Annotated in this window: 23 protein-coding genes; 22 read left to right on the forward strand and 1 reads right to left on the reverse strand. The window is 69.9% G+C overall.

Features of this window, described 5'->3' with window-relative positions; genetic code table 11:
* Positions 1–2 precede the first annotated feature (2 nt).
* Genes L3Q65_RS12890 through L3Q65_RS12900 form a run of 3 tightly spaced genes read left to right on the forward strand, consistent with a single transcriptional unit; the run spans position 3 to position 2781 of the window.
* Positions 3–863, forward strand: coding sequence for an alpha/beta hydrolase (locus L3Q65_RS12890; RefSeq protein WP_237600886.1), 861 nt, complete (start codon positions 3–5; stop codon positions 861–863).
* Complete coding sequence (locus L3Q65_RS12895; protein WP_237599755.1) at positions 860–1993, forward strand: NDMA-dependent alcohol dehydrogenase; 1134 nt, start codon at positions 860–862, stop codon at positions 1991–1993. Before L3Q65_RS12890 ends, L3Q65_RS12895 begins: the two co-directional genes overlap by 4 nt.
* Positions 1990–2781: an SDR family NAD(P)-dependent oxidoreductase gene (locus L3Q65_RS12900; RefSeq protein WP_237599756.1), complete on the forward strand. Its 792-nt coding sequence runs from the start codon at positions 1990–1992 to the stop codon at positions 2779–2781. The genes L3Q65_RS12895 and L3Q65_RS12900 overlap by 4 nt, the downstream gene beginning before the upstream one ends.
* A 177-nt stretch (positions 2782–2958) precedes the next feature.
* Here the strand turns inward: L3Q65_RS12900 and L3Q65_RS12905 are convergent, their stop codons facing one another.
* Positions 2959–3831, reverse strand: a complete 873-nt coding sequence (locus L3Q65_RS12905; RefSeq protein ID WP_182889356.1) for a helix-turn-helix domain-containing protein — start codon at positions 3829–3831, stop codon at positions 2959–2961.
* Positions 3832–3966: 135 nt separating this feature from the next.
* Between L3Q65_RS12905 and L3Q65_RS12910 the strand changes: the two genes are divergently transcribed.
* The 19 genes from L3Q65_RS12910 (at position 3967) to L3Q65_RS13000 (ending at position 25967) form a co-directional block, all read left to right on the forward strand.
* A complete protein-coding gene (locus L3Q65_RS12910) occupies positions 3967–4890 on the forward strand; it encodes an alpha/beta hydrolase (RefSeq protein ID WP_182889355.1) in 924 nt (307 codons plus the stop codon).
* 125 nt (positions 4891–5015) lie between these two features.
* Positions 5016–6107, forward strand: a complete 1092-nt coding sequence (locus L3Q65_RS12915; protein ID WP_182889354.1) for a LuxR C-terminal-related transcriptional regulator — start codon at positions 5016–5018, stop codon at positions 6105–6107.
* A 92-nt stretch (positions 6108–6199) separates the two neighbouring features.
* Positions 6200–8266 (forward strand): hydantoinase/oxoprolinase family protein, encoded by a 2067-nt coding sequence (locus L3Q65_RS12920; RefSeq protein WP_182889353.1) that lies wholly within the window; start codon positions 6200–6202, stop codon positions 8264–8266.
* Between the two features lie 11 nt (positions 8267–8277).
* Positions 8278–10203, forward strand: a complete 1926-nt coding sequence (locus L3Q65_RS12925) for a hydantoinase B/oxoprolinase family protein (protein WP_237599757.1) — start codon at positions 8278–8280, stop codon at positions 10201–10203.
* An 8-nt stretch (positions 10204–10211) separates the two neighbouring features.
* A complete protein-coding gene (locus L3Q65_RS12930) occupies positions 10212–10472 on the forward strand; it encodes a hypothetical protein (RefSeq protein ID WP_237599758.1) in 261 nt (86 codons plus the stop codon).
* A 5-nt stretch (positions 10473–10477) separates the two neighbouring features.
* Positions 10478–12040, forward strand: a complete 1563-nt coding sequence (locus tag L3Q65_RS12935; protein WP_237599759.1) for a class I adenylate-forming enzyme family protein — start codon at positions 10478–10480, stop codon at positions 12038–12040.
* Positions 12041–12068: 28 nt separating this feature from the next.
* The gene (locus L3Q65_RS12940; protein ID WP_237599760.1) at positions 12069–12788 is read left to right on the forward strand and encodes a hypothetical protein; all 720 of its coding nucleotides are present in this window, start codon (positions 12069–12071) and stop codon (positions 12786–12788) included.
* A gap of 13 nt (positions 12789–12801) precedes the next feature.
* A complete protein-coding gene (locus L3Q65_RS12945) occupies positions 12802–13605 on the forward strand; it encodes an SDR family NAD(P)-dependent oxidoreductase (RefSeq protein ID WP_182889348.1) in 804 nt (267 codons plus the stop codon).
* Positions 13606–13659: 54 nt separating this feature from the next.
* Complete coding sequence (locus tag L3Q65_RS12950; RefSeq protein ID WP_182889347.1) at positions 13660–14001, forward strand: hypothetical protein; 342 nt, start codon at positions 13660–13662, stop codon at positions 13999–14001.
* A 19-nt stretch (positions 14002–14020) separates the two neighbouring features.
* Positions 14021–14521, forward strand: coding sequence for an SDR family NAD(P)-dependent oxidoreductase (locus L3Q65_RS12955; RefSeq protein ID WP_237599761.1), 501 nt, complete (start codon positions 14021–14023; stop codon positions 14519–14521).
* 52 nt (positions 14522–14573) lie between these two features.
* The gene (locus tag L3Q65_RS12960) at positions 14574–16028 is read left to right on the forward strand and encodes a helix-turn-helix domain-containing protein (RefSeq protein ID WP_237599762.1); all 1455 of its coding nucleotides are present in this window, start codon (positions 14574–14576) and stop codon (positions 16026–16028) included.
* A gap of 105 nt (positions 16029–16133) precedes the next feature.
* On the forward strand, positions 16134–17549 hold the full coding sequence (locus tag L3Q65_RS12965; protein WP_237599763.1) for an MmgE/PrpD family protein: 1416 nt from the start codon (positions 16134–16136) through the stop codon (positions 17547–17549).
* Positions 17546–18904 (forward strand): aldehyde dehydrogenase, encoded by a 1359-nt coding sequence (locus L3Q65_RS12970; protein WP_182889343.1) that lies wholly within the window; start codon positions 17546–17548, stop codon positions 18902–18904. The genes L3Q65_RS12965 and L3Q65_RS12970 overlap by 4 nt, the downstream gene beginning before the upstream one ends.
* A gap of 176 nt (positions 18905–19080) precedes the next feature.
* Entirely contained in the window at positions 19081–19347 is a 267-nt protein-coding gene (locus tag L3Q65_RS12975; protein WP_237599764.1) for a hypothetical protein, read from the forward strand.
* A 206-nt stretch (positions 19348–19553) separates the two neighbouring features.
* A complete protein-coding gene (locus L3Q65_RS12980; RefSeq protein WP_182889341.1) occupies positions 19554–19763 on the forward strand; it encodes a hypothetical protein in 210 nt (69 codons plus the stop codon).
* Positions 19764–19778: 15 nt separating this feature from the next.
* Entirely contained in the window at positions 19779–21809 is a 2031-nt protein-coding gene (locus L3Q65_RS12985) for a hydantoinase/oxoprolinase family protein (protein WP_237599765.1), read from the forward strand.
* Positions 21810–21814: 5 nt separating this feature from the next.
* Positions 21815–23776 (forward strand): hydantoinase B/oxoprolinase family protein, encoded by a 1962-nt coding sequence (locus L3Q65_RS12990; RefSeq protein WP_182889339.1) that lies wholly within the window; start codon positions 21815–21817, stop codon positions 23774–23776.
* Positions 23776–24510, forward strand: a complete 735-nt coding sequence (locus tag L3Q65_RS12995) for a hypothetical protein (protein ID WP_182889338.1) — start codon at positions 23776–23778, stop codon at positions 24508–24510. Before L3Q65_RS12990 ends, L3Q65_RS12995 begins: the two co-directional genes overlap by 1 nt.
* Positions 24510–25967, forward strand: a complete 1458-nt coding sequence (locus tag L3Q65_RS13000) for an aldehyde dehydrogenase family protein (protein WP_237600887.1) — start codon at positions 24510–24512, stop codon at positions 25965–25967. Before L3Q65_RS12995 ends, L3Q65_RS13000 begins: the two co-directional genes overlap by 1 nt.
* The last annotated feature ends 11 nt before the right edge of the window (positions 25968–25978 follow it).

Consider the following 25978-nt stretch of genomic DNA (forward strand, 5'->3'; position numbering starts at 1 on the left):
CGATGCCCGCCGAGTACTTCGAGATCGACTCGGTCGCGGTCGGCGCCAGGTTCGCAGTGAGTGTCTTCCTCCCCCGCGGTTACGACCGCGGCGGAGATTGGCCGCTGGTATACGCCACGGACGGCAATATCGTCGGGCCGCTCACCGACGGCCTGCGCGGCGCACTCACCGACCGGCAGCAGGCGTCCCCGGTCGAGCCGTACGTCCAGGTGAACGTCGGCTATGTCGCGGCAGACGCACCGAACCAGCTGGTCTTGCGCAACCGCGACCTGGTTCCTCCAGGCGAGGGCGTGCCGGACTTCATGCGTGCGCACATCCGTGGTCGGCTCGGCGTGGACTCGGGCGCGGCGCCGGAGTCGGTGTGCGACGAGTTCTTCGCTCAGCAGAAGAACGCTCGCGCGGACAACTTCCTCGCCTTCCTGGAGACCGAACTACATCCGGAGATCAAGTCCCGCTATCGGTTCCGTGCCGACGACGTCGGGTTGTTCGGCTACTCCTACGGCGGCCTGTTCACCCTGTTCGCCTTGACCTCGGGTTCCGCCCTCTTCACCCGGTTCGGCGCCAGCAGCCCCGGAATCGTCGTGCCGGACAGCCGGATCTACGAACGCTACGAAAACCTCGACCGGCTGCCCCGGGAAACGTTCCTGCACCTGACCGTCAACGCGTACGAAATGCTCGGCCCGAGCAAGTTCTACCGGCACCTGGCGCTCGAGTTCCTGCGCTTCCTCGACGTGGTGACCGAGCGCCCGCTGCCAGGTCTGCGAGTCAGCACCGACCTGATCCCGGCCGAATCGCACAGCAGCGGTATGACCGACGCGTACCGGAGTTTCCTGCGTGCCTGCTACCCCGGAGGTGCTTCATGAAAACAACCGCCGCGCTGCTGTGGGAGACGCCGGGCGCCTGGGACGTGCGCGAAGTGGACCTGGATCCGCCCAAGGCGGGCGAAGTCCTCGTGCAGGTGATGGCGTCCGGTCTGTGCCACTCCGACGACCACTTCGCCCAGGGCGACATCCCGTTCCACTCTTATCCGGCCTGCGGCGGCCACGAGGGAGCCGGCATCGTCCGCGAAGTCGGGCCGGGCGTCACCCGGGTCGCGCCGGGCGACCACATCGTCACGTCGTTCATCCCGGCGTGCGGGCACTGCCGGATGTGCGTGGCCGGTCGGCAGAACCTGTGCGACAACGGGGCGCTGATCACCGTCGGCACCCAGCTCGACGGCACGTTCCGGATGCACGCCGACGGTCGCGGCGTCGCGCAGAACGCGTGCATCTCCACGTTTTCCGAGTGGACGGTCATCCCCGAAGTCTCCGCGACGCCGATCCGCCGCGACGTCCCGTTCGAGGTCGCCGCGATCGTCGGGTGCGCAGTCCCGACCGGCTGGGGCTCCGCGGTGCGCGCGGCCGGGATCGATCCCGGGGACGTGGTGATCGTGATGGGCGCCGGCGGCATCGGAATGAACGCGGTACAGGGCGCGCGCTACGTCGGGGCCGAGCACGTCCTCGCCGTCGACCCGGTGGCGATGAAGCGCGAACTCGCGGTGAAACTCGGGGCTACGGAGGCGTTCGCGGACATGGCCGAGGCAACCGAACGAGCCCGTTCGCTGACCAACGGCCAAGGCGCGGACGCGGCGATCGTGTGCGTCGGCGTGCTCGCCGCCGACCACCTCGCGCAGGGACACGCGGCGATCCGCAAGGGCGGCACGCTCGTGGTGACCAGCGCGGCGAAGCACGACCTCGCCGGGATTCCGGTGCCGCTGCTCGAATTCACCATGTCGGAAAAGCGGATTCAGGGCGCGCTCTACGGAATTGGCGGCCCGGCCCGGGAGATCCCGCTCATGCTGGATCTCTACCGGAACGGCTCGCTGAAACTGGAAGAGCTGATCACCCGGACCTACGACCTCGAACAGGTCAACGAGGCGTACGCGGACCTGCACGCCGGGCTGAACATCCGGGGCGTGGTGAGTTTCGCGGACCGGCACGGAGGATCCCGATGACCGCATCGGCCGGAAAAGTCGCCCTGATCACCGGCGGCACCGGCGGGATCGGCCTGGGCGCGGCGCGTCGTTTGGCCGCCGCCGGCGCGACGGTGGTGCTGAACGGCCGGGACGAACGCAAAGCCGAAGCCGCGCTGGCCGAATTGGGCGGCAAAGGGCATTTCGTGGCAGGAGACGTCCGGTCCGCCAAGGACATGGCCGCGGTGGCCGCGGAAACGGCGGAGCGGTTCGGCGGCATCGACATCGTCGTGCCCAGTGCGGGCGGCAACGACGACGAGGCCCGCACTACCGCGGTGCGCGGGCCGTTCGCGGAGATCGACCTGGCGCGCGTGACGGGGTTCATCGGTTCGGCTGTCGCGGCGAAGCTCAACGTCGTGCAGGCGGCCCTGCCTTACCTTCGGGCGCGCGGCGGCGGAAGCGTCGTCTTCGTGACGTCTGAGGGCGGCCGGGTCCCGACTCCCGGCCAGACCGCGATCGCGACCTTCTCCGGCGGCCTGATCATGGCGAGCAAGGTGCTGTCGAAAGAGCTTGCGCGCGACCGGATCCGGGTGAACTGCGTCTGCGTCACCGTGGTCCGCGACTCTCCATCGTGGACTGCCGCCTTCGAGTCGGAAGACGCGGTGAGCGACCGGCACCGCAGGCAGTACGAGAAAATCCTCGAACGCAGCCCGCTGGGCGTCGCGGCCCCGGACGACATCGGCGACGTCGTCGCGTTTCTGGCTTCCGGCGCGTCCCAGTACCTCACCGGCCTGGTCGCCAGCCCGACCGGCGGACTCACCGTCCACTGAGGAGCCCGCGTGCCGCTGCCGGACGCGCACGGCGGTGGTGCCTGTGCGTTAAGGCGGCTCGCAAGGAGCGGTCAGGCACCTCTGCTCAGGTCGAGAGTTCGGCGAGTCCAGCCGACGGCACGAGCCGGGGGTCCCCTCACAGACCTCGGTCATCACCGCGCCGCTTCGCCCGCCGCGTCAGCCGCCCAGCCGGTTGCTGTCGAGGTGGGTCTCCGATTCGGGCGCGGTGATCCAGCTCGACAGCAACCGCAGCGCCTCCGCCGAAGCCGATCCCGCCTCCGCGGTGTAGCCGATCATCGTGAGCCCCGGCGCGCTGGTGACCGCCAGGCCTTCGAAGCGCAAAGTCAGCTCGCCGACGACCGGGTGGCAGAAGCGTTTCGTGCCGCGCTGGTGGGCTTTGACGTCGTGGGCCGCCCATCGGGTGCGGAACGCCTCGCTGCGGGTCGCGAGATCGCCGATCAGGCTCGTGACCGCCTTCGCATACGGCGACCGGGCGGCTTCGACGTGCAGCAGCGCGACCGCGTCGTCGGCTGCCTTCGCCCAGTTCGGAAAGATTTCTTCGGCGTGGCCGTCGAGGAAGATGAACCGCGCGAGGTTAGGCGGGGTGTGTTCGTAGACGGGGGCGTACAGCGCACGGCCGAGCGCGTTGGCCGCGACGAGGTCGAGGTGTCCGTTCTGGACGATCGCGGGGGCGTTGACCATCGAGTCGAGCAGGGCCTGGACGCCTTCGGGGACCGGATGGCGGACCGTGCGGCCCGGTCCGGCGCGCTTCCCGGCGGCACGGGCGAGGTCGAACAGGTGCGTGGTCTCGGTGTCGTCCAGCTGCAGCGCGGTGGCGATGGCGTGCAGGACTTCGTCGGAAACACCGGACACGCGGCCGCGTTCGATCTGCACGTAGTACTCGGTGCTGACCCCGGCCAGCCGCGCGACTTCCTCACGGCGCAGACCGCTCACCCGCCGCCGTCCGCCCGCGATCAGCCCGGCCTGCTCCGGAGTGACCTTCGCGCGCCGGGTCATCAGGAAGTCCCGGAGGTCGTTCGCGATCGCCATGTCTCGAGGGTAAACGGGTTCCGCGCCGGGAAGGAGGGGCTGCCGGTACCCCCGATAGACGGCATCTGCCACGGCCGCGCGGACCGCTCCAGAGTGGGTCGCAGGACTTCAGAACTTCTCAAAGGAGTGACTGCGATGCAGACGGTGACCTTCCCCAACGGCTCGATCGCCATGGCGGGCAACCTGTACTTGCCTGAGGGCTTCGACCCGAACGGCAGCTACCCGGCGGTCGTGGCCGTGCACCCCGGCGGCGGTGTGAAGGAGCAGACCGCGGGGCTGTACGCGGGCAAGCTGGCCGAACAGGGGTTCGTCGCGCTCGCGTTCGACGCGTCCTTCCAGGGCGACAGCGGCGGCGAGCCGCACCACCTGGAGGACCCGGCCGCGCGGGTCGAGGATGTGCGCGCGGCAGTGGACTACCTGCAGACCCTCGGTTATGTCGACGCCGAGCGAATCGGCGGCCTCGGCGTCTGCGCGGGCGGCGGCTACCTGGTGAACGCGGCGCTGACCGACTACCGGATCAAGGCACTGACCACGATCAGCGCGGTGAACATCGGCACTTCGTTCCGGCGCGGCTGGTACGGCACGGACTCCGACGCGGCCGCCGTGCCGACGCTCCGAGCGCTGGCGCAGCAGCGCACCGCCGAGTCGAACGGCGCCGACGCGGCGTACCTGCCGTATGTGCCCGCCGAACCGGACGAGGACACCCCGCGCGACCTGGTCGAGGCGAACGACTACTACCTGACCCCGCGCGCCCAGCACCCGAACGCGAAGAACAAGTTCCTGTTCACCAAGAGCGTGTCGCGGATCTTCACCTTCGACGCGTTCCACCTGGTGGAGGACCTGCTCACGCAGCCGGCCCTGATCGTCGCGGGCAGCGAGGCCGGTTCGCTGTGGATGTCCACCGAACTGCACGGCCGGGTGCGCGGCCCGAAGAAGCTCGTCGTGGTCGAGGGCGGGACGCACATGGACTTCTACGACGTGCCGGAGTACGTGGACCGCGCGGTGGCCGAAGCGGTTCCGTTCTTCCGGGAAAATCTCGCCGCGACCGCGGCGGAGTGACCGGGAGGGCCCGCAGGCGATCCCGGCGGGCCCTCCCGGCCGCGTTTGAATCCACCTCCGGTGGCGCATATATTGTGCATGAACACGGCGAGGACGCCGTGCCTCGGAAGTACCAGAGGTGGCCGATGGACGTGGAGAACACCGTCTCGGGGGCCGCCGGGCTGGGCGCGCGGTACCGGGACCTGTGCGTGGACGTCGGGGCCGCACTGGGGCTCGACGTGCCGGTGCCGCGGCTCGACGGCCCGTGGGCCGACGAGGCGGCGAGTGTGCTCGGGCGGCTGTGGAACGCGGTGCTGGCCGAAACCCTGCACGCCGCCGACGAAACGGAGATCCCCGGTGCGCGGCGGCGCGAACTTGCCGAACTGCTCGGCCGGATCCGCGCGGCCGAGGCCGAACTCGCGGAAGCACGCCTTGCCGACCGGCACGTGTTGCTGCGCCGGGTGGCCGCTTCGCTGGCGTCGGTCCGGGAGGCGAAAACGGTCGACGAATTCCTCGGCCGGGTCCCCGAAGCGGGTTGCCGGCTGGGGTTCGACCGGGTCCTGGCCTCCCGCGTGGTGGATTCCGTGTGGCGGCTGCACACGATGTGCGTGGTGCACGAGCCCCGGTGGGCGGACGAGATCGTCGCCGTCGGGAAAGCGTCGCCGCCCGAGTTGCGCGGCGGGCTGATCGAGGCCGACGTGGTCGACCGGGGCGAAACCCGGCTGATTTTCGACACACAGCACAGCCAGCGGGTGGACCGCGACCTGATCCGCGTCACGAAGTCCACTTCGTACGGAATCGCGCCGCTGACGGTGCACGGCGAGGTGGTCGGCCTGCTGCACGGGGATCGCTACCACCAGGGCCGCGACGTCGACGAGACCGACCGTGCCCTGCTCACGCTGATGGCCGAGGCGTTGAGCCATTCGCTCGGCCGCCTCACGATGCTGGAGGGCCTGGCGTTCCTGCGCGACACCGCGGACGGCCTGATGACGCGTCCGGCGGCCCTGCCCGCACCGGCCGCGCCGCCCGCACCGAGCCCGCGGATCCCGTTGACCGCAAGGGAAAACGAGGTGATGGAGCTGCTCGCGGCCGGACGGTCCAACCGGCACATCGCGCGCGAGCTGGCGATCACCGAGCGCACCGCGAAGTCTCACGTCACGCAGATCCTGCGCAAGCTCGGCGTGGCCAGCCGGACGGAGGCGATCGCGCTCTGGCTGCGCGGCGGGGGACTGTCCTAAGGTCCCATTCCGTCTCGGACCCTTGGCCGATGTGACCGCGGTCGCACCGCGCACAGAATCACCTCACACACCACGACCCGTGGAGGCAAGAGGTGACTGAGCAACGAGGCTCGGCAGGCTGGCTGGTCGGCATCGACGTCGGCGGGACCTTCACCGACATCATCGGCCTTGACCGCGCCACCGGGGAAATCCGGGACGGCAAAGTGCTGTCCACCAAGGAACAGGAGCACGGCGTCCTCGAGGCGCTCGCCGCGATCGGCGTCGAACCGGCCGAGGTCGCGGAGATCGTGCACGGGCACACCGTCGGCATCAACGCGCTGCTGAGCCGGGCGGGCGCGAAGACCGCGCTGCTGGCCACGCGCGGCCACCGCGACCTGCTCGACATCGGCCGGATGCACCGCGAGTTCGGCGACCGGTTCTACGACCCGACCTGGCTGCGCCCGCACCAGGAACGGCCGATCGTGCACCGCCGGGACCGGATCGGCATCCCGGAGCGCATCGGCTACGACGGCACGGAGTTGCTGGCGCTGGACGAGGACGCAGTCCGCACAGCGGCCCGCGAGTTCGCCGCGCAGGGTGTCCAGGCGGTCGCCGTGTGCTTCATGAACTCTTACCGGGAACGCGGCCACGAGCGGCGCGCGGCGGAGATCCTCGCCGAGGAGATTCCGCACGCCTACGTGCAGACCTCGGACTTGTATCCGGTCACGAAGGAGCACGAGCGGACCACGACGGTCGCGCTGGACGCGTACGTCGGCCCAGCCGTGGTCGGCTATCTTCAGCGGCTCACTGTCGCGCTGGAGGAGCGGCGGTTCGGCGGCACGCTCTGGATCATGACGACGAACGGCGGCGTCGCGACCGTGCAGGACGCGGGCAAGGCTCCGGTCTTCCAGCTCGTGTCCGGGCCGGTCGGCGGCGTGACCGGCAGTCTTCAGCTGGCGCGCGAATCGGGCAAGCGGAACCTGCTGACCATGGATGTGGGCGGCACGAGCACCGACGTCGCGGCGATCGTCGACGCACAGACCCCGCTCACCGACCTGTGGACCTTGGAAACCGGCCTGACGCTCACCCTGCCGCTGGTCGACGTGGAAAGCGTCGGTTCGGGCGCGGGCAGCATCATCGGCCCGAACGCGCTCGGGCAGGTGGCGGTCGGCCCGAAATCGGCGGGTTCCAACCCCGGCCCAGCCTGTTACGGCCGCGGCGGCGCCGAGGCAACGCTCACCGACGCCTGCCTGCTGCTCGGCGTGCTGCAACCGGACCTGTTCGCGAACGGCCGGATCTCTCTCGACGTCGAGGCCGCGCGCACCGCGCTGGCCCGGACCGGCGAACAGTGGGGGCTTTCCGCGCTGGAGCTCGCCGAAGCGGCCTACCAGATCGCGTGCGAGGACATCGCGGCGAAGATCCGCACCATCTCGGTCTACCGCGGGCTGGACGTCCGCGAGTTCGCGTTGCTGCCGTTCGGTTCGGCTGGCCCGATGCTCGCCGATCGCGTCGCGCGGATCCTCGGGCTGGACACGGTCGTCGTGCCGTCGACGCCGGGCCAGTTCTCCGCGCTGGGGCTGTTGCAAAGCGACCTGCGGACCACGCGGGCACAGTCGCTGATGGTCCCGCTCACCGCCGATAACGCCGAGACGGTCGAAGCGGAATTCGCCGCCATGGAACGGAGCCTCGCCGAGGAACTGGCCGCGCAGGGCGTGGAACTGGACGGGCTGGCCTTCGACCGCGCGGTGTTCGCCATGTACCGCGGGCAGACCTGGGACAACCGGCTCCCGCTCGCGCCCGGCCCGATGTCCGAGGAGCGCGTGCCCGGCGTGGTCGCCGACTTCCACGCGTTCTACCAGGATTCCTACGGGTTCTCCGCGGCCGAGATTCCCGTTGTCGTTTCCACGCTCGAAGTGACGGCGGTGATCCCGAGGCCGAACAAGGTGCCGTCCATCGCCGCGGAAACCGGCGAGTCCCTGCTCGGGGAGCGCGATCTGCGCGTACCCGGTTCCGGAGAAACCGTGCGCGTCCCGGTGCACGTCCGCGAACGGCTCGCCGCGGGCGAGGTGGTCGACGGACCGGCGATCGTCTCGGAGAAGTTCGCCACCACGGTCGTGCTCCCGGGCCGTCGCGCCCGTGTGGACCCCGACCGCCTCCTGATCATCGAGAACCAGGACTGAGGAGCACCGACATGACTCTTTCCGCGGAACCCGCCGCCGGGACAGCCGAGTTCGAGCTGGACATCCTGCGCTACGGCCTGATCGAGGTCGCCCGCGAGATGAACGAGGCGCTGATGCGCAGCGCGTTCTCCCCGGTGTGCCGCGACATCCTTGACTGCACCACCGCCATCCACGTCCGCAGCGGCGACGGGTGGGAAACCGCCGCGCAGTGGGAGGGGTGCATGCAGCACGCCTTCACCTCGCCGCACATCGTCAACTTCGTGATGGACGAGTTCGACCTGGACACGCTGCAGCCCGGCGACGTCATCTTCGTCAACGACCCGTGGCGCGGCACCATCCACCAGTCCGACGTCAACCTGCTCCGGCCGGTGTTCGTGGACGGCCGGATCGAATTCATGCTGCATTCGACCTCGCATCTGGTCGACCTCGGCGGTCCGATCCCCGGCGGCTTCTCCAACGGCACGCAGACGTCGTTCGAGGAACAGATCAAGCTGCCGCCGTCGCTGCTGTACGCGAACGACGTGCCGGTGCGGCCGTTGTTCAACTTCATCCTGGAGAACAACCGGGTGCCGCACCTCGTCCTCGGCGACCTGCGCGCGTTGCACGGCTGCCTGGTCGTGGGGGAGCGGCAACTGCAGGCGCTCGTCGCGCGCGGCGGTCTGGAGAAGGTGCAGGAAGCCGGTCGCTACGCGATCGAGGCCACTGAGGCGAGCATGCGCCGCGGCATCGCGGGCATCCCGGACGGCGACTACACCGTGGAGGACTTCCTCGACGAGGACGGCGTCACCGACGAACCAATCCCGGTGCGCGTGACGGTGAAAGTGCGCGGCGACAGCATGGAGATCGACTTCTCCGGTTCCGGCCGGCAGCCGCTCGGCAACTGCGGGACGGCCTGGTGCGAGGCGGTCCGCTGCATCGAAGCGGTCAAGCTGATGGTCGACCCGGGCACGCCGGTCAACAGCGGCACCCTCCGTCCTATTGAGACACTCCTGCCGCAGGGCAGCGTGGTGTGCGTGCTGCCGCCGTCGAGCTGCTCGAACCACGCGGACATCGGCGCCCGCGGCATCAACGCCGTCGCTAGCGCACTGAGCCAGGCTGTCGGAGACCGCGCCATCGCCTGCGACACCGGTACCGCGCTGGTGGTCAGTCTTGGCGGGATCGACACTCGCGCCGGGCACGAGGGCATGCCGTGGGGCGCGTTCGCGCTCGCCGGCGGCGGGTGGGGCGGAACGTGGAAGGAAGACGGGATTTCCTTCTGCGTCACGCCGATCGGCAACTGCCGGACTTCGGTGCAGGAGCACGTCGAGATCGAAAGCCCGTTGATCGTCGCGCAGCACGAGATGGTGCTCGACACCGCCGGAGCCGGCGAGTACCGCGGCGGGCTCGGCTCGGTGTACACGCTCACCGCGCAGTCGGACACGATGGTCACGATCACTTGCGACCGGGTGCGCGTCGGTGCGCCGGGCGCCGCCGGAGCCGGTCCGGGTGCGCCCGCATTCGGCTGGTACATCGAGAATTTCGACCTGGCGCGGCACGCGGATCCGCTCGACCTGCGCGGCGCCGAACCGCTGTTCGGCATGTTCGACGCCGACGGCCGGCCGGACCCGAACGACGGCGGGTTCTGCCAGGGCGCGCGGTACCGGACCGGCAAGTTCTCCGGCCTGGTGCTCAAAGCGGGCGACGCGGTCCGCTTCGTGATCGGAGGAGGCGGCGGCTGGGGCGATCCGCTCGCCCGGGACCTCGACCGGCTCGGCCGAGACCTCGCCGATGGGCTCTACAGCGAGGACTTCGCCGCGAAGGCGTTCGGCGCCGTGGTGCGCGACGGCCGGATCGACGAAGCCGCGACCGGGCAGCGCCGTGCCGAACTGGCCGCCCAGCGCGACGCGGGCACCTGGTCGGTGCCGGTCGCCACGCCCGTCAACTGGATCCTGGGATAGGAGCACCCATGTCTGTCGACCGCCTTCTCTTCCCCCGTCCGGAAACCCCGCGCGTGTCCGTCGAGCGGACGCCGGTGGACGCCACCTGCCCGTCGTGCGGGAGCACGGACGTCAAGCGGTACCCGGTGGCCAACTATCTCGGCCCGCGCATGGTCGTGAAGTGCCAGGACTGCTTCACGCACCTGTCAGTGACCCGCCCGGAGCCCGAGGACCACTGGCCCGCGTGGCGCTCGCCGACGCGCGACTGGGCGCCCTCGCGGCTGGGGTGACGCGCATGTCCCCGACCCCACTGGCCCGGCTGTACACCCAGGCGTACGCCGAGTTCGCCGACCGGCCCGCGATCCGCGACTCCCGGCGCGAGCTGACTTACCGCGAACTCGGCAGCCGCGCCCGGCGGATCGCCCAAGCGTTCCGGGCGCTGGGCGCGGAACGCGGCACCCGCGCGGTGCTGCTCGGACCGAACAGCTGTGAATGGGCCGAGGCGTACCACGGGCTCGTGCTCGGCGGCGGGGTGCGCGTGGGGCTGCTGCCCCGGCTGCACCCCGCTGAACTGGCGCAGATCGCCGCGGACGCGGAACCGGCGTTCGTGCTCGTCGACGGCGCGTGGCTCGCTGAGCACGGGACGGCGTGGATCCCGCCGCCGGTCAAAGAGATCATCGTGCTCGGCGAAGGCGCCGAGGGTATCCCGTTCGAGGAGTTCGTCGCGTCCGGGACCGACGAGGAGCTGCCGCCGCCGGACGCCGAGGACGACGCGTGGCTGCTTTACACCTCGGGTTCGACCGGGTTGCCGAAGGGCGTGCGGGTGCCGCACCGGACGGTCGGCGCGCTCGTGCGCAATGCCCGCGAGGTCCTGCCGCCGCTCGGCCTGGGCGACGCGGCCCTGCACACCGCGCCGATCAGCCACTTCAGCGGCGGGATCGCCGACGTCGTCACCGCCAGCGGCGGGCTGAATATTTACGCGCCGAAGTTCGACGCGGCCGAGGCCGCGGACGCGGCGGCCGGCGGCGAGGTGACGGTGCTGCCGCTGGTCCCGACGATGATCACGATGCTGCTGGAGGAACTCGCCAGGCGCGGAGAGCCGTCCGGCCGGGTCGGCAACGTCCGGATCCTGCCGTACGCGGGTTCGGCGATCCAGCCGGACCGGGCGGCCAAGGCCCGCGCGTACTTCGGCGAGGCGATGCAGCAGCTCTACGGTGCGAGCGAAGCCCAGCTGCCGATCGCGACGCTTCGTCCGGAGGACCACGTCGAGACGCTCAACGAGCGCGGTCTGCCCCGGCTGGCTTCCGCGGGCCGGGTGACCGCGCACGTCGAGGTCGAGATCGTGGACGCGGACCGTCGGCCGGTCCCGCCCGGGACGACCGGGGAGATCCGTACTCGCGGCGCACACGTGAGCGCCGGGTACTGGCGGAAGCCGGAAGCGACAGCCGAGACCTTTGCGGACGGCTGGGTGCACACCGGCGACGTCGGCTGCCTCGACGAGCACGGGTACTTGTTCATCCTCGACCGGCGCAAGGACATGATCATCACCGGCGGGTTCAACGTGTACCCGCGGGAGATCGAGAACGTCGTCTCCGAACTGCCCGGGATCCGGGAAGTCGCCGTGGTCGGCGCTCCGGACGAGCGCTGGGGCGAGGCGATCACCGCGTTCGTCTCGGCGGAACCCGGCAACGCCGTGTCCGCCGACGGAGTGCTCGCGCATTGCCGGGCCCGGCTCGGCGGCTACAAGGTGCCGAAGAGGGTGGTCTTCGTCGAGGACCTGCCGAAAACCGGCACCGGGAAGATCCAGAAACAGATCCTGCGCGAGAAATTGTGGACCGGCCTGCGACGCCGGGTCTGAATTCCGCGCGACACAAGGGAGAAAACACATGGCGGTGCCGACTTTCGACAGCCGGAGCCTGTTCTTCGCGTGGAGCACGTACAGCACGGACTACGACACCTACGCGAAGTGGTACGACGAGGAGCACATCCCGCAGGTGATGGACGTGCCGGGAATGGTGGGAGCGCAACGGTTCCTGCTCGCGGACACCAAACCGCTGCCGGGTGTGCGCGCGCTCGATTTCGGGCACCTCGCGATCTACGAGACGGAGGGTTCGCCACAGCCGTTCCGGGAGGAGGTCAAGCGGAAGCTGATCTCCGGCGAGATGGTGCTGCCGGACTTCATGAACCAGCCGTTCCAGGCGCTTTTCCTCGACGCGGTGAGCGAGCCGTTCCGGTCCGACCGGTTCGCGAAGGAGGAAAACCTGGACAACCGCCATCTGTTCTTCGCGTGGAGCCGCCACACCGGCGACGACGCGACGTTCGCGAAGTGGTACGACGAGGAGCACATCCCGCAGATCATGTCCGCGCCGGGAATGCTTCGCGCACAACGGTTCGAGGTCTCCGCCGTCAAACCGCTGCCCGGCGTCGAAACCCCGGATCTCGGTCATCTCGCGATCTACGAGGTCGCCGGGGATCTCGAAGGTTTCCGCGCTGAGGTGAAGCGGCAGCTGATCTCCGGGGAAATGGAGTTGCCGGACTTCATGATCCCGCCGTTCGCGGCGATGTTCCTGAAACCGGTCAGCCCGTTCTTCCCGGCCGCGAACTGACAGGGAGTTGTTCATGAGCTATCCACCACGGCGCGCGAAGCCGGAACTCGCGCTGATCACCGGCGCCGCGGGCGGGGTCGGCTCGGCGACCGCACGACGGCTCGCGGAAGGCGGTGCCAAGCTGGTCGTCACCGATATCAACGAGGAGCGGCTGGCCAAGGTCGCGAGCGACACAGGCGCGCTCGCTGTCCCGGCCGACGGCTCCGATCGCGAAGCCATCCACGCCCTGGTCGCGAGAGCGGTCGAAGAACTGGGCGGCCTGGACACGGTGATCGCGACCCAGGGCGCGGCGATCGGCGGGGGAGCGAACCCCAAACACGTCGACTCGTACCACCGGGCGCTCGACGTCAATCTGCACGGCTGCTTTTACCTGGCCGGCGAAGTGCTCCCGCACCTGGCGGCCAGCGAAGGCTCCCTGGTCTTGTTCGCCTCGACCGCGGGACTGATCGCCGGACCGCCCGGAGCGGCGGGCTACACCGCGGCGAAAGCAGCGATCATCGGCCTGACCCGCTGGCTCGCCCGCGATTACGGGCCGAAAGGCGTGCGCGTCAACGCGGTGTGCCCGGGGTTCGTCCGGACCGCGCTCGCCGAGGGCAGCATGGCCCACCTCGCCGAGCGCGAAGGCATCAGCCTGGAAGAGGCTTACGCGCTGAGCGCGGCGCACGTTCCGCTGCGCCGGGTCGCGGAGCCGGAGGAGATCGCGGCCTGCTGCGCGTTCCTGGCCTCGGGCGACGCCTCGATGGTCACCGGCCATGTGCTGGTCGCCGACGGCGGCGGCGCGGCGGTGGACGCCTCGACGGTGGCCTTCGACGGCTGAAATGTCCAAGTATCCGGACAGTCGCGCGGTCAGCGGGCGCTTAGCGTTCTCCGCATGTCAACGAAGACCAATGAAGAACTGGCCAAAGGCTGGATCCGCGCGCTTTCGGACGTCGATCTCTTCTACACGCTGTGCGCGGACGACTGCAAGGTCTGGCACAGCGCCGACGACAAGTGGATGTCGGTCAAGGAAGCAGTCGACGCCGTCCACGAACGCGGCGGGCTGCCGGAGTTCGAGAACTCCCGCTACACCCTGACCGAGAAGGGTTTCTTCGTGCAGACCTCGGCCACCCTGCCGGCCGCGCGGGTGCACCTGATCCAGCTGGTGACGGTCAAGGACGGCAAGGCGGTCTCGGCCGAGGAGTACATCGGCCCCGAGATGGACATCGCCGTCTGAGGTGGGAACGGATCTTTCGATGAGCCCCATTTCGGGACGCTCGATCATCGTCACCGGCGGTGCCAGCGGAATCGGCGAAACGGCCGCGCGGCTCTTCGCCGAAAACGACGCGCTGGTGACCGTCGCGGACATCAGCACCGAAGCCGGCGAAGCGCTGGCGGAGGAACTGTCGGGCAAGGGCTGCGAGGTCCAGTTCGTCACCACCGGCGTCGCCGACGAGGCGCAGGTCGCGGCAATGGTGGATGCGGCGTCGGTCGGGTCGTTCGTCTGCATTCCGCTGGCGGCCGAGTACGGCGAGCACGGCATCCGGGTCAACGCGATCGGCCCGTCCACCGCGCGGACGCCGATGTACCTGAAGCTCAATCCGGAGTACGAGAAGACCGTCGCCGCGACGCCCGCCCTGCGGCGCGGCAGCGAACCGGTCGAACAGGCGCAGGCGGCGATGTGGCTGCTCTCGGACGCGGCTTCGTTCGTCACCGGCGTGACGGTTCCGGTCGACGGCGGCTGCCTCCTGTACTGAACGGGGCCCGCCGCATTGACCTGGTTTACGGAAACATGAAATATTATGTGGCATGAGTGCGGTGCTGACCCGCGGCGCGCTGGCCCGCGCCGCGGGGCCGGTGCTCGACCGCGTGCAGACGGAGCTGCGGGGCAGTTCGGTCGCCGTGCTGCTGGCCGACCACCGGGCCAAGGTGGTGGACATCCGCTACGGCGAGCGCGCTTTCGGGCGCGAGGTCACCTCCCTTGGAGTGGTGCTGGGCGTGCGGCTGGGCGAGGACGAGGTCGGCGTGAACGCGATCGGCACGCCGCTGGAAACCCGCCGGAGCCTGCTGCTGCGCGGAGCCGAGCACGCGATGCCCGCGTTCCACGGCTTCACCTGCTTCGGGCACCCGATCGTCCATCCGGGCACCCGGCGGCTCGCCGGCGTGCTCGACTTCGCGGTGCCGGTGAGCCGGGACGAGCGGCTGGCCCCGGCGCTGGTGCGCCATCTGATCACGGAGATCGAGAGCAGGCTGCGCACGGACGCCGCGGAGGCGCAGCAGCGGCTGCTCGCCGCGTTCCAGTCCGCGGCCCGGCGGCGGGACCGGCGGGTGCTGGTCGTCGGGCACGGCCTCGTGCTGGCCACCCAGCCCGCGCTCGACCTGCTGGCGCCGGCCGACCACGCCGCGGTGCAAGCCTGCATCGAGGACGACCGCGAGAACGCGCGGATCACGTTGGCGTCCGGCCAGCCGGTGCGGCTTTCCTGGGCGCCGGTGGACGGCACCGAGGGGACGATGGTCGACCTCGTCGTCGAGCCGCGTCCCCGCCGTCCGCGCGCCGCGGTCCCCGTGCGATGGCCGTTGCTGGTGGCGGGGGAGCCGGGCACGGGCAAGACGACCGTCGCGCGGGCGGCCGCCGGAGACCAGGCGGCGGTGCTGGACGGGGCGGAAACGGTCCGGGTCGGCGACGCCGAATGGGCCGAGCAGGCCAGCCGGCTGCTGGACGGCGCCGGTCCGGCCCTGATCGTCGAAAACGTCCAGCTGCTGTCGGAGCCGCTGGCCGCGTTGGTCGCGGCGCGGATGCGGACGTCGCGGCGGAACCTGGTGCTGACCTCGACCCCGGGGGAACGCGATCCGTCGATCGAGGCGTGCTGCGGCGAGCGGCGGGACCTGGTCCCGTTGCGCGTCCGCCGCCACGAGGTTCCGCGGCTGGCACAGCGAATGCTGACCGAGGAGTGCGCTGCCCGGTTCACGCCGGAGTCCTTGCGGTTGCTGGCGGCTCAGCCGTGGCCGGGGAATCTGGCCGAACTGCGCCGGGTGGTCCGTGCGGTGGCGGAGCGGCGTTCGACCGGCGACGTCGTCCCGGCCGACCTTCCGTCCTCGCACCGGAACGGATCGGTGCTCGCCTCGCCGTTCGACCGGGCCGAGCGCGAGGTGATCGTCGCGGCCATCGCCGCGGCGGGCGGCAACAAGCTCGAAGCCGCCCGGGCGCTCGGGATCAGCCGCTCGACGCTGTACAACCGGATGAACGCGTTGCGCATCCGCTGATCCCGGCGGTTTCCCGCCTGCTTGACGCGAGTTCTCGGCTAGATATTATATATTTAATGTGGTCTGCGGTGCGGCGGGCCGACCTGACATCAACGAGGAGCAGGCATGGCGACGATCATCGACCAGCTCGCGGCATTCGCCGCGGGCGCGGACGCCCGGGAATTCCCCGACGAGGTGATCCGGGAATCCCAGCGCATCCTGCTCGACTCGCTGGGCTGCGCGGTGGCTTCCCTCGGCGACGAAGGAGCGCAGCGCGGCGTCGACTACGCGCGCTACCTCGGCGGCTCAGCCGGCCAGGCGTCGATCCTCGGCACCGGCACCAAGACTTCGGTCCCCGCCGCCGCGTTCGCCAACGCCGAACTGATCAACGCGCTCGACCAGGACGCCGTTCTCCCGCCCGGCCACGTCACGCCCTACGTGCTGCCCGGTGCGCTGGCCACCGCGGAATCGCTGCGCGTGTCCGGCACGAAGCTGCTCGAAGCGATCGCGGTGGCGCACGAAATGTCGTATCGGATCGGGAAGGCGACCGACTACCTGCGCGACATCAAGGACGGTGTCGTCACCATCCCCGACATCATCGGTTACAGCAGCACGCTTTTCGGCGCCGCGGCCGCGGTCGGCGTCGTGAAGGGCCTCGACGGCGAAACCCTGGCCGACGCGCTCGGCATCATGGGCTCCACCGTGCCGACCAACACCCAGCGCGCGTGGATGATGCATGCCCCGTCGACAACGATCAAATACCAGCTCGCCGGAGGAATGGCGCTGTCCGCGGTCACCGCCGCCAACCTCGCCGAACGCGGCCACACCGGCGACCGGCAGCTGCTCGACGACCGCGAGTACGGCTTCCCGCGCTTCATCGGCACCTCCCGCTGGGAACCCGCGCCGATCACCGCGGGCCTCGGCGCGGAGTGGACGTTCACGCCGTTCCAGTCCTTCAAGCCGTATCCGCATTGCCGGGTCATGCACGCGCTGTTCGACGCGCTGACCGAGATCGTCGAAACAAACGACCTCCGCCCGGACGAGATCGACGCGATCACCGCGTACGGCGAGAGCTTCGTCATGCAGCCGGTATGGGTGAACGAAACCATCCGCAACCCGCGCGACGCCCAGTTCAGCATGACGCACGGCCTGGCCCTCGCCGCGCACCGGATCCCGCCGGGCAAGGACTGGCAGACCCCGGAAGCGGTGCTGGACCCGTCGGTGCTCGACCTGACGAAGAAGGCCGAGTTCAAGGCGCACCCGGACTACACGGAGGCGCTCAAGAACAACCCGGCCGCTCGCCGTTCGCTGGTCGAGGTCGAGGCTCGCGGCACCACCTACCGCGGCGAGCGGGCCTACCCGAAGGGCAGCCCGTCGCCCGACCCGGCCACGTATCTGACTGACGACGAACTCGTCGCGAAGTTCCGGCACAATGTCGAGGGCGTCGTGGCCGACCCGGATGCGATCGTCCAGGCAGTCTTCGATCTGCAGAATGTCGAGGACGTCTCGGCGCTGCTGAACCAGGTCGGAGGTGCGGCGTGATCGACGTCGTCAACCCGGCCACCGAGGAAGTGATCGGGTCCATTGTGGACAGCGACGCGGCGGCCGTCGATGCCGCGGTGTCCGCCGCCAATGCGGCCCTCGGCCCGTGGTCGGCTCTGTCGCCAGCCACGCGCGCCGGGTACTTGCGCGCTCTGGCCGACGAATTCGAGAAGCGGTCCGACGAGATCTCGGAACTGGTCACCCGGCAGAACGGCACTCCGATCAGCATCACCCGCGCGATGCAGAGCCAGGTGCCGGTCTGCTACCGGTACTTCGCTTCGCTGGCGGAGAAACTCTCGGTCGAGCAACACGTCGAGACGGCCAGCGGCGACGCGATCGTGCTGCGGGAACCGGTCGGCGTGGTCGGCGCCATCACCCCGTGGAACGGCCCGCAGCCGCTCATCGCGTGGAAGCTGGGCCCGGCTCTGGCGGCGGGCTGCACCGCGGTGATCAAACCGGCGCCGGAGACCTCGCTGGACGCGTTCGTCTTCGCGGAAATCGTTGCCGCGGCCGGAATCCCCGAGGGCGTCGTGAACATCGTGACCGGCGGACGCGAGACCGGCGCGGCGCTGGTCGCGCACCCTGGCGTGCACAAGGTGGCGTTCACCGGTTCGACCGTGGCGGGCAAGGCGATCGCCGCCGAGTGCGCGAAGCAGTTGAAGCACGTCACGCTGGAGCTGGGCGGCAAATCGGCGGGCATCCTGCTCGACGACGTCGACCTCGACGCGTTCCGGCCGCTGGTGCTTTCGGCCTGCTCGCCGAACACCGGGCAGACCTGCCGGGCACTGACCCGGGTGCTGGCTCCGGCATCGCGCTACGACGAGGTCGTTGACCTGCTCGCGGACACGATGGCCGGGATCCCGCAAGGGGATCCGCTCGACCCGGCGGTGTTCTTCGGCCCGCTGGTGAACGCGACGCAGCGGGAGCGGGTGGAGTCCTACATCGAACTCGGCAAGGCAGAGGGCGCCGAGATGGTGCTCGGCGGCGGCCGCCCGTTCGACCGCGGGTACTACGTGGCGCCGACGATCTTCCGCGGGGTCACGAACGACATGCGCATCGCCCGCGAGGAGATCTTCGGCCCGGTGCTCACCGTGATGCCGTACCGCACGGTGGACGAAGCGGTGGCCATCGCGAACGACTCGGAGTACGGCCTCGGCGGGGGAGTGTTCTCCCCGGACCGCGAGCGCGCGACCGAGGTGGCTCGCCGGATCGTGACCGGAAGCGTCGGGGTGAACACGTCCACGCTGCCGATCGAGACACCGTTCGGCGGGGTGAAGAACAGCGGGATCGGCCGGGAACTCGGGCCGCAGAGCGTGGACGCGTACCTGGAATACAAGACGATCTTCCGCGCGTAGCACCGCCGGTTCGCGGGGCTTGTCGTCCGTGAGGGGAACCCTGGGGGAATCTGATTCCCTCAAGGTTCCCCTCACGGACATTTGTCGGTCTCGCTCGCGCTGCGGGGCCGCTGAGCCTTGACTTCCCGCACCACCGAAGGATAATATAAAATATTATCTACCTCAGGAGGTGCGCGATGGCGCCTCGAACGGATTCCGAACTGAGCTGCCGGGCGCTGGCCCTCCTCCGGGTCGTGGCGGCCGGGCGGGCCGAGATCACCTGCAGCAGCGAGCCGGACATGTTCATCGACGGCGTGCCTTGCTGCGACCAGTACGCCGCGCACGCGCTCGCCCGCCGGGGCTTGATCGTCCAAACCGGACCCGCGGAACTCGGCAAGCGGGTGCGCGCGCGCCTCACCCCGGCCGGCGCCGCGGTGTTGGGCGTTGTCGGCGAGGCGGCCTGAAACAAAGAGCAACGGGCGGTGCGACGGCCGAAGAGGCTGCCGCACCGCCCGTGACCATTTCGGGCCCCGGCACGTTCGCTGTCCTTCGTTTTGCGGACTCGACCGTGCGGTGAGCGGCTGTTGCCCCGGTCTCGTCCGGCTTACCGTTCGAGGAGCGGCGGCGCACCAGCGCCGGCCGGATCAGCCAACGACGGAGTTGTGCCGAGATGAGCCAGGAACCGACCCCGCCCTCCCTCGAGCGGGAACCTGTCGAGGGAAACTGCCCGCGCTGCGGCGCCGCCGAATTGTCCCGCTATCCGGTGAATTCCGAGGGCGGCTGGTTCGACGTCGTGAAGTGCCAGGCGTGCCTGTTCTCAGCCAGCCGGGACCGCGGCCCGCGCCTCGGGCCGGTCCAGCTGCTCTCCGACCTCCTGTAGCGAAAAGGATCAACGATGATCGCAGTCGACGTGGGCGGCACCTTCACCGACGTGGTCGCCCTGCAAGACGGGGAGATCCGCACCGCGAAGGTCTCCACCGACTACACCGACGTGACCCGTCCGGTGCTCGAGGGCGCCGCACTGCTCGGCGTCGCGGGCGCCCCGGTGTTCAACCACGCCAGCACGCACGGGCTGAACGCGGTGATCACCCGCGACGTGCCGAAGATCGGGTTTCTCGCCACCGAGGGGCATCGCGACATCCTGGACATGGGCCGGGTGTGGCGGCCCGCGGAGGCCATTTTGGACCCGGGCTGGCGGCGAAGCTTCGGCGACGCCGCACGGCCGCTGGTGCCGCGGTACCTGCGCCGGGGAATCCGGGAACGGCTCACCGCTTCGGGCGATGTCCTGTTCGAATTGGACGAAGCGCAGGCGCGGGCCGAACTCGAGGTGCTGCGCAAGTGCGGCGTGGCCGGGGTGGCCATCTGCCTGATCAACGCTTACGTGAACCCGGCGCACGAACTCCGCCTGCGCGAACTGGTCCGCGAGGTGCTCGGCGACGTGCCGTGCTCGCTGTCGAGCGAAGTGTCGCCGCTGGCAAAGGAGTACGCGCGGGCCTCGACGACGATGGTCGACGCGCTGATGAAGCTGATTTATGCCGACTACACCGCGCGGCTGGAGAAGGGCCTGGCCGAACTCGGGTTCACCGGGCAGCTGAACTTCGCCGACTGCGCGGCGACCCTGGTGCCGTCGCACCGGGCGATGGAACAGCCGTTCCGCATCGTGTTCTCCGGACCGGCGGCGGGCACCGTCGCCAGCGCGCATTTCGGCTCGCTGATCGGGGAATCGCAGCTGCTGTGCGCGGACGTCGGCGGCACGTCGTGCGACATCAGCGTCGTCACCGGCGGCGAGCCGTTCGTGGACACGACCTTCGAACTGGAGCACGACCTCGTCGTGAACGCGTTGGCGAACGACGTCAGCGCGATCGGGGCCGGGGGCGGGAGCCTGGTGACGATCGGCGCCACCGGCGAGATCCAGGTGGGTCCCGGCAGTGCCGGTTCGACGCCCGGCCCGGCCTGCTACGGCCGCGGCGGCACGCAGCCGACCACAACGGACACTTGCCTGCTGATCGGCATCATCGACCCGGGCACCTTCGCCGGCGGCGAGCTGGCCCTGGACCCGGCTCTGGCCCGCCAGGCGTTCGAGAACCTCGAATCGGACTTCAGCCTCGCCCAGCGCGTCCGGTACGCGTACGAGATGGCGGTGCACAACATCGCCGAGGGTGTGTTCAACGTGGCGATCAAGAACGGCGTCGACCCGCGCGACTACAGCCTGATCGCGTACGGCGCCGCCGGGCCGATGCTGCTGCCCGCGGCCATGGATGCGGTGCACTGCAAGCAGGTCGTCGTGCCGCCGAACCCGGGTTTGTTCTCCGCGCTGGGCCTGCTCTCGGCGGATCAGGTGTTCACCGTGAACCGCAGCGCCTACACCGTGCTCACGCCGGACGTCGCGGAGCGGATCGACACGCTGTTCACCGAGATGGAGGCGCAGCTTCGCGAGCGGCTGAGCGCAGACGCCTCGGTGACTTTCGAGCGCAGCTACGACGGGCACCTGGTCGGCCAGAGCTGGGACACGCCGTTCGTGCCCGTCCCGGACGGGACCCTCGACGAGTCGGCGGTCGCGGCGATGATCGCGTCGTTCCACGACACCTACCAGGAACGTTCGGGCAACCGCTTCGAGATGGTCCCGGTCGAAGGCGTCACGTTCCGGGTCCGCGCGGTGCTGGACACGCCGAAGGTCGAGTACCCGCAGCTGCCCGCGCGTGCCGAGGACGAGCCGCTCGCTCCGGTTCGCACCACGATCCTGCGGTACCTGGGCGAAGGGGCCGAAAGCCAGGAAGCGCCGGTGTACGACCGCACCGCGCTCCGGGCGGGCGACGAGTTCGACGGCCCGGCGATCGTCCACGAAGGACTGTCCACGACTCACGTCGGCGCCGGCCAGCACCTGGTCGTCGGCCGCTACGGCGAGCTCGTCATCCGGAAGAAGTGAGCGCCATGACTACCCTTGACACTCCGTCCGAGCGCATCCGGAACCGCACCGACGAGCAGTTCCAGGCGGCCTACCACGCCGACCGGTTCACCGGTTCGGTGATCGTGAACCGGCTGAAGTACGCGGTGGGGCACATGAGCACGGCGTTCCTGCGGGAAGCGTTCTCGCCGATCATCCGCGACTGGTACGACTTCGCGTGCACGATCAGCGGCCCGCCGGCCCAGGACTACCGGATGGCCGTGGTCAGCAACAGCCTGACGCCGTTCCTCGGCACGATGCCCGACGCGACCCGCAACGCGGTCGAGGAGTTCGGTCCGGAGAACCTTTCCCCGGGCGACGTGCTGATCTGCAACGACCCGTACCGCGGCGGCCGGCACGTGAACGACGTGCTCTTCACCCGGCCGGTGTTCGTGGACGGCGAGATCGTCTCGTTCGTGACGATGTGCGCGCACCAGCTGGACATGGGCGGCACCGTGCCCGGCGGGTTCTCCGCGACCAAGACCAACGTCTACGAGAACGGCCTCGTGCTGCCGCCGATGCTGCTGTGGGCCAAGGACAAGCCGGTGCGGTCGACGTTCAGCCTGATCTTCGACAACACCCGCTGGGGCGGCCTGCTGCTGCCGGACTTCCACAGCATGCACCAGCAGTTGCAGCTCGGCGAGCGGCTGGTGCGGGAGAACATCGAGCGCTACGGCCTCGACGCCTTCCTCGGCTCGCTCGCCTACGCGTGCGACACGTCCGCCGAGCAGATGCGCGAAGCGATCGCCCGCATCCCGGACGGGGACTACTCCGGCAGCGCGCTGATCGACGCCGACGGGCTCGACGACACCGTCGACTACCGGGTGCACGTGACGCTGCGCAAACGCGGGCACGACATCGAGGCCGACCTCTCCGGCACCTCGGCGCAGGCGCGGACCTGCATCAACTGCGGTGTCCTCGACGCGAAAACCGCGCTGGGCGTGGCGCTGACGATGCTGCTCGACCCGGCGATCCCGTTCACCTCCGGCACCTGGCGCAACGTCGACCTGGTCGCGCCGCCGGGAACGCTGCTGAGCGCGTTGCCGCCGGAGGGCGCGCCGATGATGTTCTGGGAGCCGTCCGGCGCGCTGATCTCCGCGATCTTCGCCGCGCTGAACCCGGTCCTCGGCGAACGCGCGATCGGCGGCGACTACGGCTCCACCAACACGCACAACGCCAGCGGAGTACGGGACGACGGCACCCCGTGGACGAGCGCGACCCAGTGCGGCGGCGAGCACGGGCCGTGGGGCGCGACCAAAGAGGGCGACGGCGACAGCTACACCGTGCTGTACAACCTCAACAACCTCGATCCCGCGACCGAGACGATCGAGCACGATTCGCCGGTCGTGATGCTGCGCAAGGAACACGCGGTCGACACCGGCGGGCCGGGCAAGCACCGCGGCGGCGCGGCGAACCTCAAGGACACGCTGTGGCTGACCGCCGCCGCCCAGCACTTGTCGCCGTTCCGGACCAAGGAGCCCAGCGGGGTCGGAGCCGACGGCGGGCGGCCGGGCCCGACCGGGGCGATGTGGATTTTCCCGCCGGAGGAAGGGACTTCCGGGCCGGGCGGGCTGCTGGGCGTTTCGAGCGACGTCTACGCCCGAAGCACCCCGGTGGCCGGCGTGCTGGACCCGGAGACCAAGGCGCTGGACCCGGAAACGGGCGTATACCACTACTTCGCGAGTCAGAAGGCGTGGCTGACCGAGGCAGGTTCGGTCCTGCGCTGCCTGACGAACGGCGGCGGGGGATGGGGCTCGCCGTTCGAGCGCGAACCGGCCAAGGTGCTCGCCGATGTGCGCGACGAGTACGTGAGCGTCGAAGGGGCGGCGCGGGATTACGGAGTGGTCGTCGTCGGCGACCCGCACTTCGATCCCGAAGGCCTGCGGGTCGACGAAGAAGCAACAACCCGGCTGCGTTCCGGCCGGTCGGACGAACAAGGAGTGAGCTGATGGTTTCCGCCGCAGTCCCGGCTTTCGGGGACCGCAACCTGTTTTTCGCGTGGAGCACTTACACCACCGACTACGGGACCTACGCGAAATGGTACGACGAGGAGCACATCCCGCAGGTGATGGACGCGCCCGGGATGGTCGGCGCGCAGCGCTTCCTCATCGCGGACACCAAGCCGCTGCCCGGCGTGCGCTCGCTGGATTTCGGGCATCTCGCACTGTACGAAATGGACGGAAGCGCGCAGGGCTTCCGGGAAGAGGTCAAGCGGAAGCTGATCTCCGGGGAAATGGTGCTGCCCGACTACATGGTGCAGCCGTTCCAGGCGCTGTTCCTCAAGCCGGTCAGCGAGCCGTTCCACTCGGACCTCTTCGCCGACGCGGAAAACCTGGACGACCGGCATCTGTTCTTCGCGTGGAGCCGGCACACCGGCGATGACGCGACGTTCGGGAAATGGTACGACGAGGAGCACATCCCGCAGATCATGTCGGCTCCGGGAATGCTTCGGGCGCAACGGTTCGAGGTCTCCGACGTCAAGCCGCTGCCCGGGGTGAAGCCGGTCGACGAGGGGCATCTGGCGATCTACGAGACGGCGGGCGGCCTGGAAGGTTTCCGCGCTGAGGTGAAGCGGCAGCTGATCTCCGGGGAGATGGTGTTGCCGGACTTCATGATCCCGCCGTTCGCGACGATGTTCCTCAAGCCCGCCAGCCCGTTCTTTCTCTCGGATCGCGGGGCGTGATGCGCGAGATCGAGATCGCCGGAGTCACGGTGCCGCACCTCGGCTCGGTCTACGTGGCCGGGGAATGGCTCCCGGCGACCGGACCCGCTTACGAGGTCGTCTCCCCGTCGACCGAGCAGACCGTCGCCGAGGTGACGCTGCCGTCGGCGAAGGAAGCGGACGCGGCCCTGGCGGCGGCGACGGACACCGGCTGGGGACGGCTGCCGGTCGAGCAGCGGGTCGAGATCTGCGCACGGTTCTGCTCGGCACTGGAGGCGCGGTTCCCCGAGCTGGGCACGGTCTGGGCCGCGGAAGCGGGCATGCCGGTGCGCTACAGCGCGACGCTGCACAAGTACGGCGCGGCCGGAGCGTGGAACTCCGTCCTGGAGTGCGCGGCGGACGCGCTGCGCGACGACCACCGCAGTTCGCTGCTCGGCGACGTCGTGGTGCGGCGCGAACCGGCTGGCGTCGTGGTCGCGATCCTGGCCTACAACGGCCCGGTGGTCACGATGGCCACGAAGGTCGTCCCGGCGTTGCTCGCGGGCTGCCCGGTAGTGGTGAAGGCGGCGCCCGAGTCACAGCTGATCATGCGGCTGGTCGCCGAATCCGCCGTGACGGCAGGCTTCCCGGCCGGTGCGCTGAGCATCCTGTGCAGCGACGTCGAGGTGGCTCGGCAGCTGACCGCGGACCCGCGCGCCGACCTCGTTTCGCTGACCGGCGGCCGGGTCGCCGCGCAGCAGATCATCGAGTCGACGCGGGACCGGTTCGCCCGCACGCACCTCGAACTCGGCGGCAAGTCCCCGGCGCTGATCCTCGACGACGCCCCGCTCGACCGGGTGCTGAAGTCGCTGGTGCCCGGAGCGACCGGCGGCGCCGGGCAGGTGTGCGCCGCGCTGTCGCGGGTGCTGATTTCGCGGCAGCGCCACGATGAACTGGTCGACCGGCTGCGCGCTGCTTGGCAGGGACTGCGGATCGGCGACCCGTTCGACCGGGAGACGCAGATCGGTCCGGTGGTGAACCCGGCCGCGTTGCGGCGGACCGAGGGCTTCGTGGACCGCGCGCTCGCCGCCGGGGGAGAGGTCGTCACCGGAGGCAAGCGGCCGGAAGGCTCCTCCGCGGGCTACTACTACGAGCCGACGCTGATCACCGGCGTCGCCCGGGACGCGGATCTGGCCCAGAACGAGGTGTTCGGCCCGGTCACCGTCGTACAGGCCTACGAGGACTTCGCCGACGGCCTGCGGCTGGCGAACGACACGAGCTTCGGCCTCGCCGCGAGCGTCTACACCACCGACCGGGACCTCGCGTTGGCGGCCGCGTCCGCCATTTCCGCGGGTTCGGTCGCGATCAACACTTTCGGGCCCGCGGTGAGCGCCCCGTTCGGCGGGGTGAAGGGCTCAGGATGGGGTCGCGAGTCGGGGCCGGAGGGCGTCCACGAGTTCACCGAACTGAAGCAGATCGTCGTCGGACCGGGCGTATGAGACAGGAGGGC

The organism is Amycolatopsis sp. FU40, assembly GCF_021903635.1.
GTDB classification, from domain to species: domain Bacteria; phylum Actinomycetota; class Actinomycetes; order Mycobacteriales; family Pseudonocardiaceae; genus Amycolatopsis; species Amycolatopsis dendrobii.

Excerpts from the sequence above, each read along its gene's own strand:
- L3Q65_RS12990 (WP_182889339.1), top strand. The coding sequence starts at position 21,815 with ATGACTACCCTTGACACTCCGTCCGAGCGCATCCGGAACCGCACCGAC.
- L3Q65_RS12960 (WP_237599762.1), top strand. The coding sequence starts at position 14,574 with ATGAGTGCGGTGCTGACCCGCGGCGCGCTGGCCCGCGCCGCGGGGCCG.
- L3Q65_RS12940 (WP_237599760.1), top strand. The coding sequence starts at position 12,069 with ATGGCGGTGCCGACTTTCGACAGCCGGAGCCTGTTCTTCGCGTGGAGC.
- L3Q65_RS12985 (WP_237599765.1), top strand. The coding sequence starts at position 19,779 with ATGATCGCAGTCGACGTGGGCGGCACCTTCACCGACGTGGTCGCCCTG.
- L3Q65_RS12900 (WP_237599756.1), top strand. The coding sequence starts at position 1,990 with ATGACCGCATCGGCCGGAAAAGTCGCCCTGATCACCGGCGGCACCGGC.
- L3Q65_RS12950 (WP_182889347.1), top strand. The coding sequence starts at position 13,660 with ATGTCAACGAAGACCAATGAAGAACTGGCCAAAGGCTGGATCCGCGCG.
- L3Q65_RS12975 (WP_237599764.1), top strand. The coding sequence starts at position 19,081 with ATGGCGCCTCGAACGGATTCCGAACTGAGCTGCCGGGCGCTGGCCCTC.
- L3Q65_RS12965 (WP_237599763.1), top strand. The coding sequence starts at position 16,134 with ATGGCGACGATCATCGACCAGCTCGCGGCATTCGCCGCGGGCGCGGAC.
- L3Q65_RS12890 (WP_237600886.1), top strand. The coding sequence starts at position 3 with ATGCCCGCCGAGTACTTCGAGATCGACTCGGTCGCGGTCGGCGCCAGG.
- L3Q65_RS12980 (WP_182889341.1), top strand. The coding sequence starts at position 19,554 with ATGAGCCAGGAACCGACCCCGCCCTCCCTCGAGCGGGAACCTGTCGAG.
- L3Q65_RS12930 (WP_237599758.1), top strand. The coding sequence starts at position 10,212 with ATGTCTGTCGACCGCCTTCTCTTCCCCCGTCCGGAAACCCCGCGCGTG.
- L3Q65_RS12935 (WP_237599759.1), top strand. The coding sequence starts at position 10,478 with ATGTCCCCGACCCCACTGGCCCGGCTGTACACCCAGGCGTACGCCGAG.
- L3Q65_RS12995 (WP_182889338.1), top strand. The coding sequence starts at position 23,776 with ATGGTTTCCGCCGCAGTCCCGGCTTTCGGGGACCGCAACCTGTTTTTC.
- L3Q65_RS12955 (WP_237599761.1), top strand. The coding sequence starts at position 14,021 with ATGAGCCCCATTTCGGGACGCTCGATCATCGTCACCGGCGGTGCCAGC.
- L3Q65_RS12945 (WP_182889348.1), top strand. The coding sequence starts at position 12,802 with ATGAGCTATCCACCACGGCGCGCGAAGCCGGAACTCGCGCTGATCACC.
- L3Q65_RS12915 (WP_182889354.1), top strand. The coding sequence starts at position 5,016 with ATGGACGTGGAGAACACCGTCTCGGGGGCCGCCGGGCTGGGCGCGCGG.
- L3Q65_RS12895 (WP_237599755.1), top strand. The coding sequence starts at position 860 with ATGAAAACAACCGCCGCGCTGCTGTGGGAGACGCCGGGCGCCTGGGAC.
- L3Q65_RS12905 (WP_182889356.1), bottom strand. The coding sequence starts at position 3,831 with ATGGCGATCGCGAACGACCTCCGGGACTTCCTGATGACCCGGCGCGCG.
- L3Q65_RS12925 (WP_237599757.1), top strand. The coding sequence starts at position 8,278 with ATGACTCTTTCCGCGGAACCCGCCGCCGGGACAGCCGAGTTCGAGCTG.
- L3Q65_RS12910 (WP_182889355.1), top strand. The coding sequence starts at position 3,967 with ATGCAGACGGTGACCTTCCCCAACGGCTCGATCGCCATGGCGGGCAAC.
- L3Q65_RS13000 (WP_237600887.1), top strand. The coding sequence starts at position 24,510 with ATGCGCGAGATCGAGATCGCCGGAGTCACGGTGCCGCACCTCGGCTCG.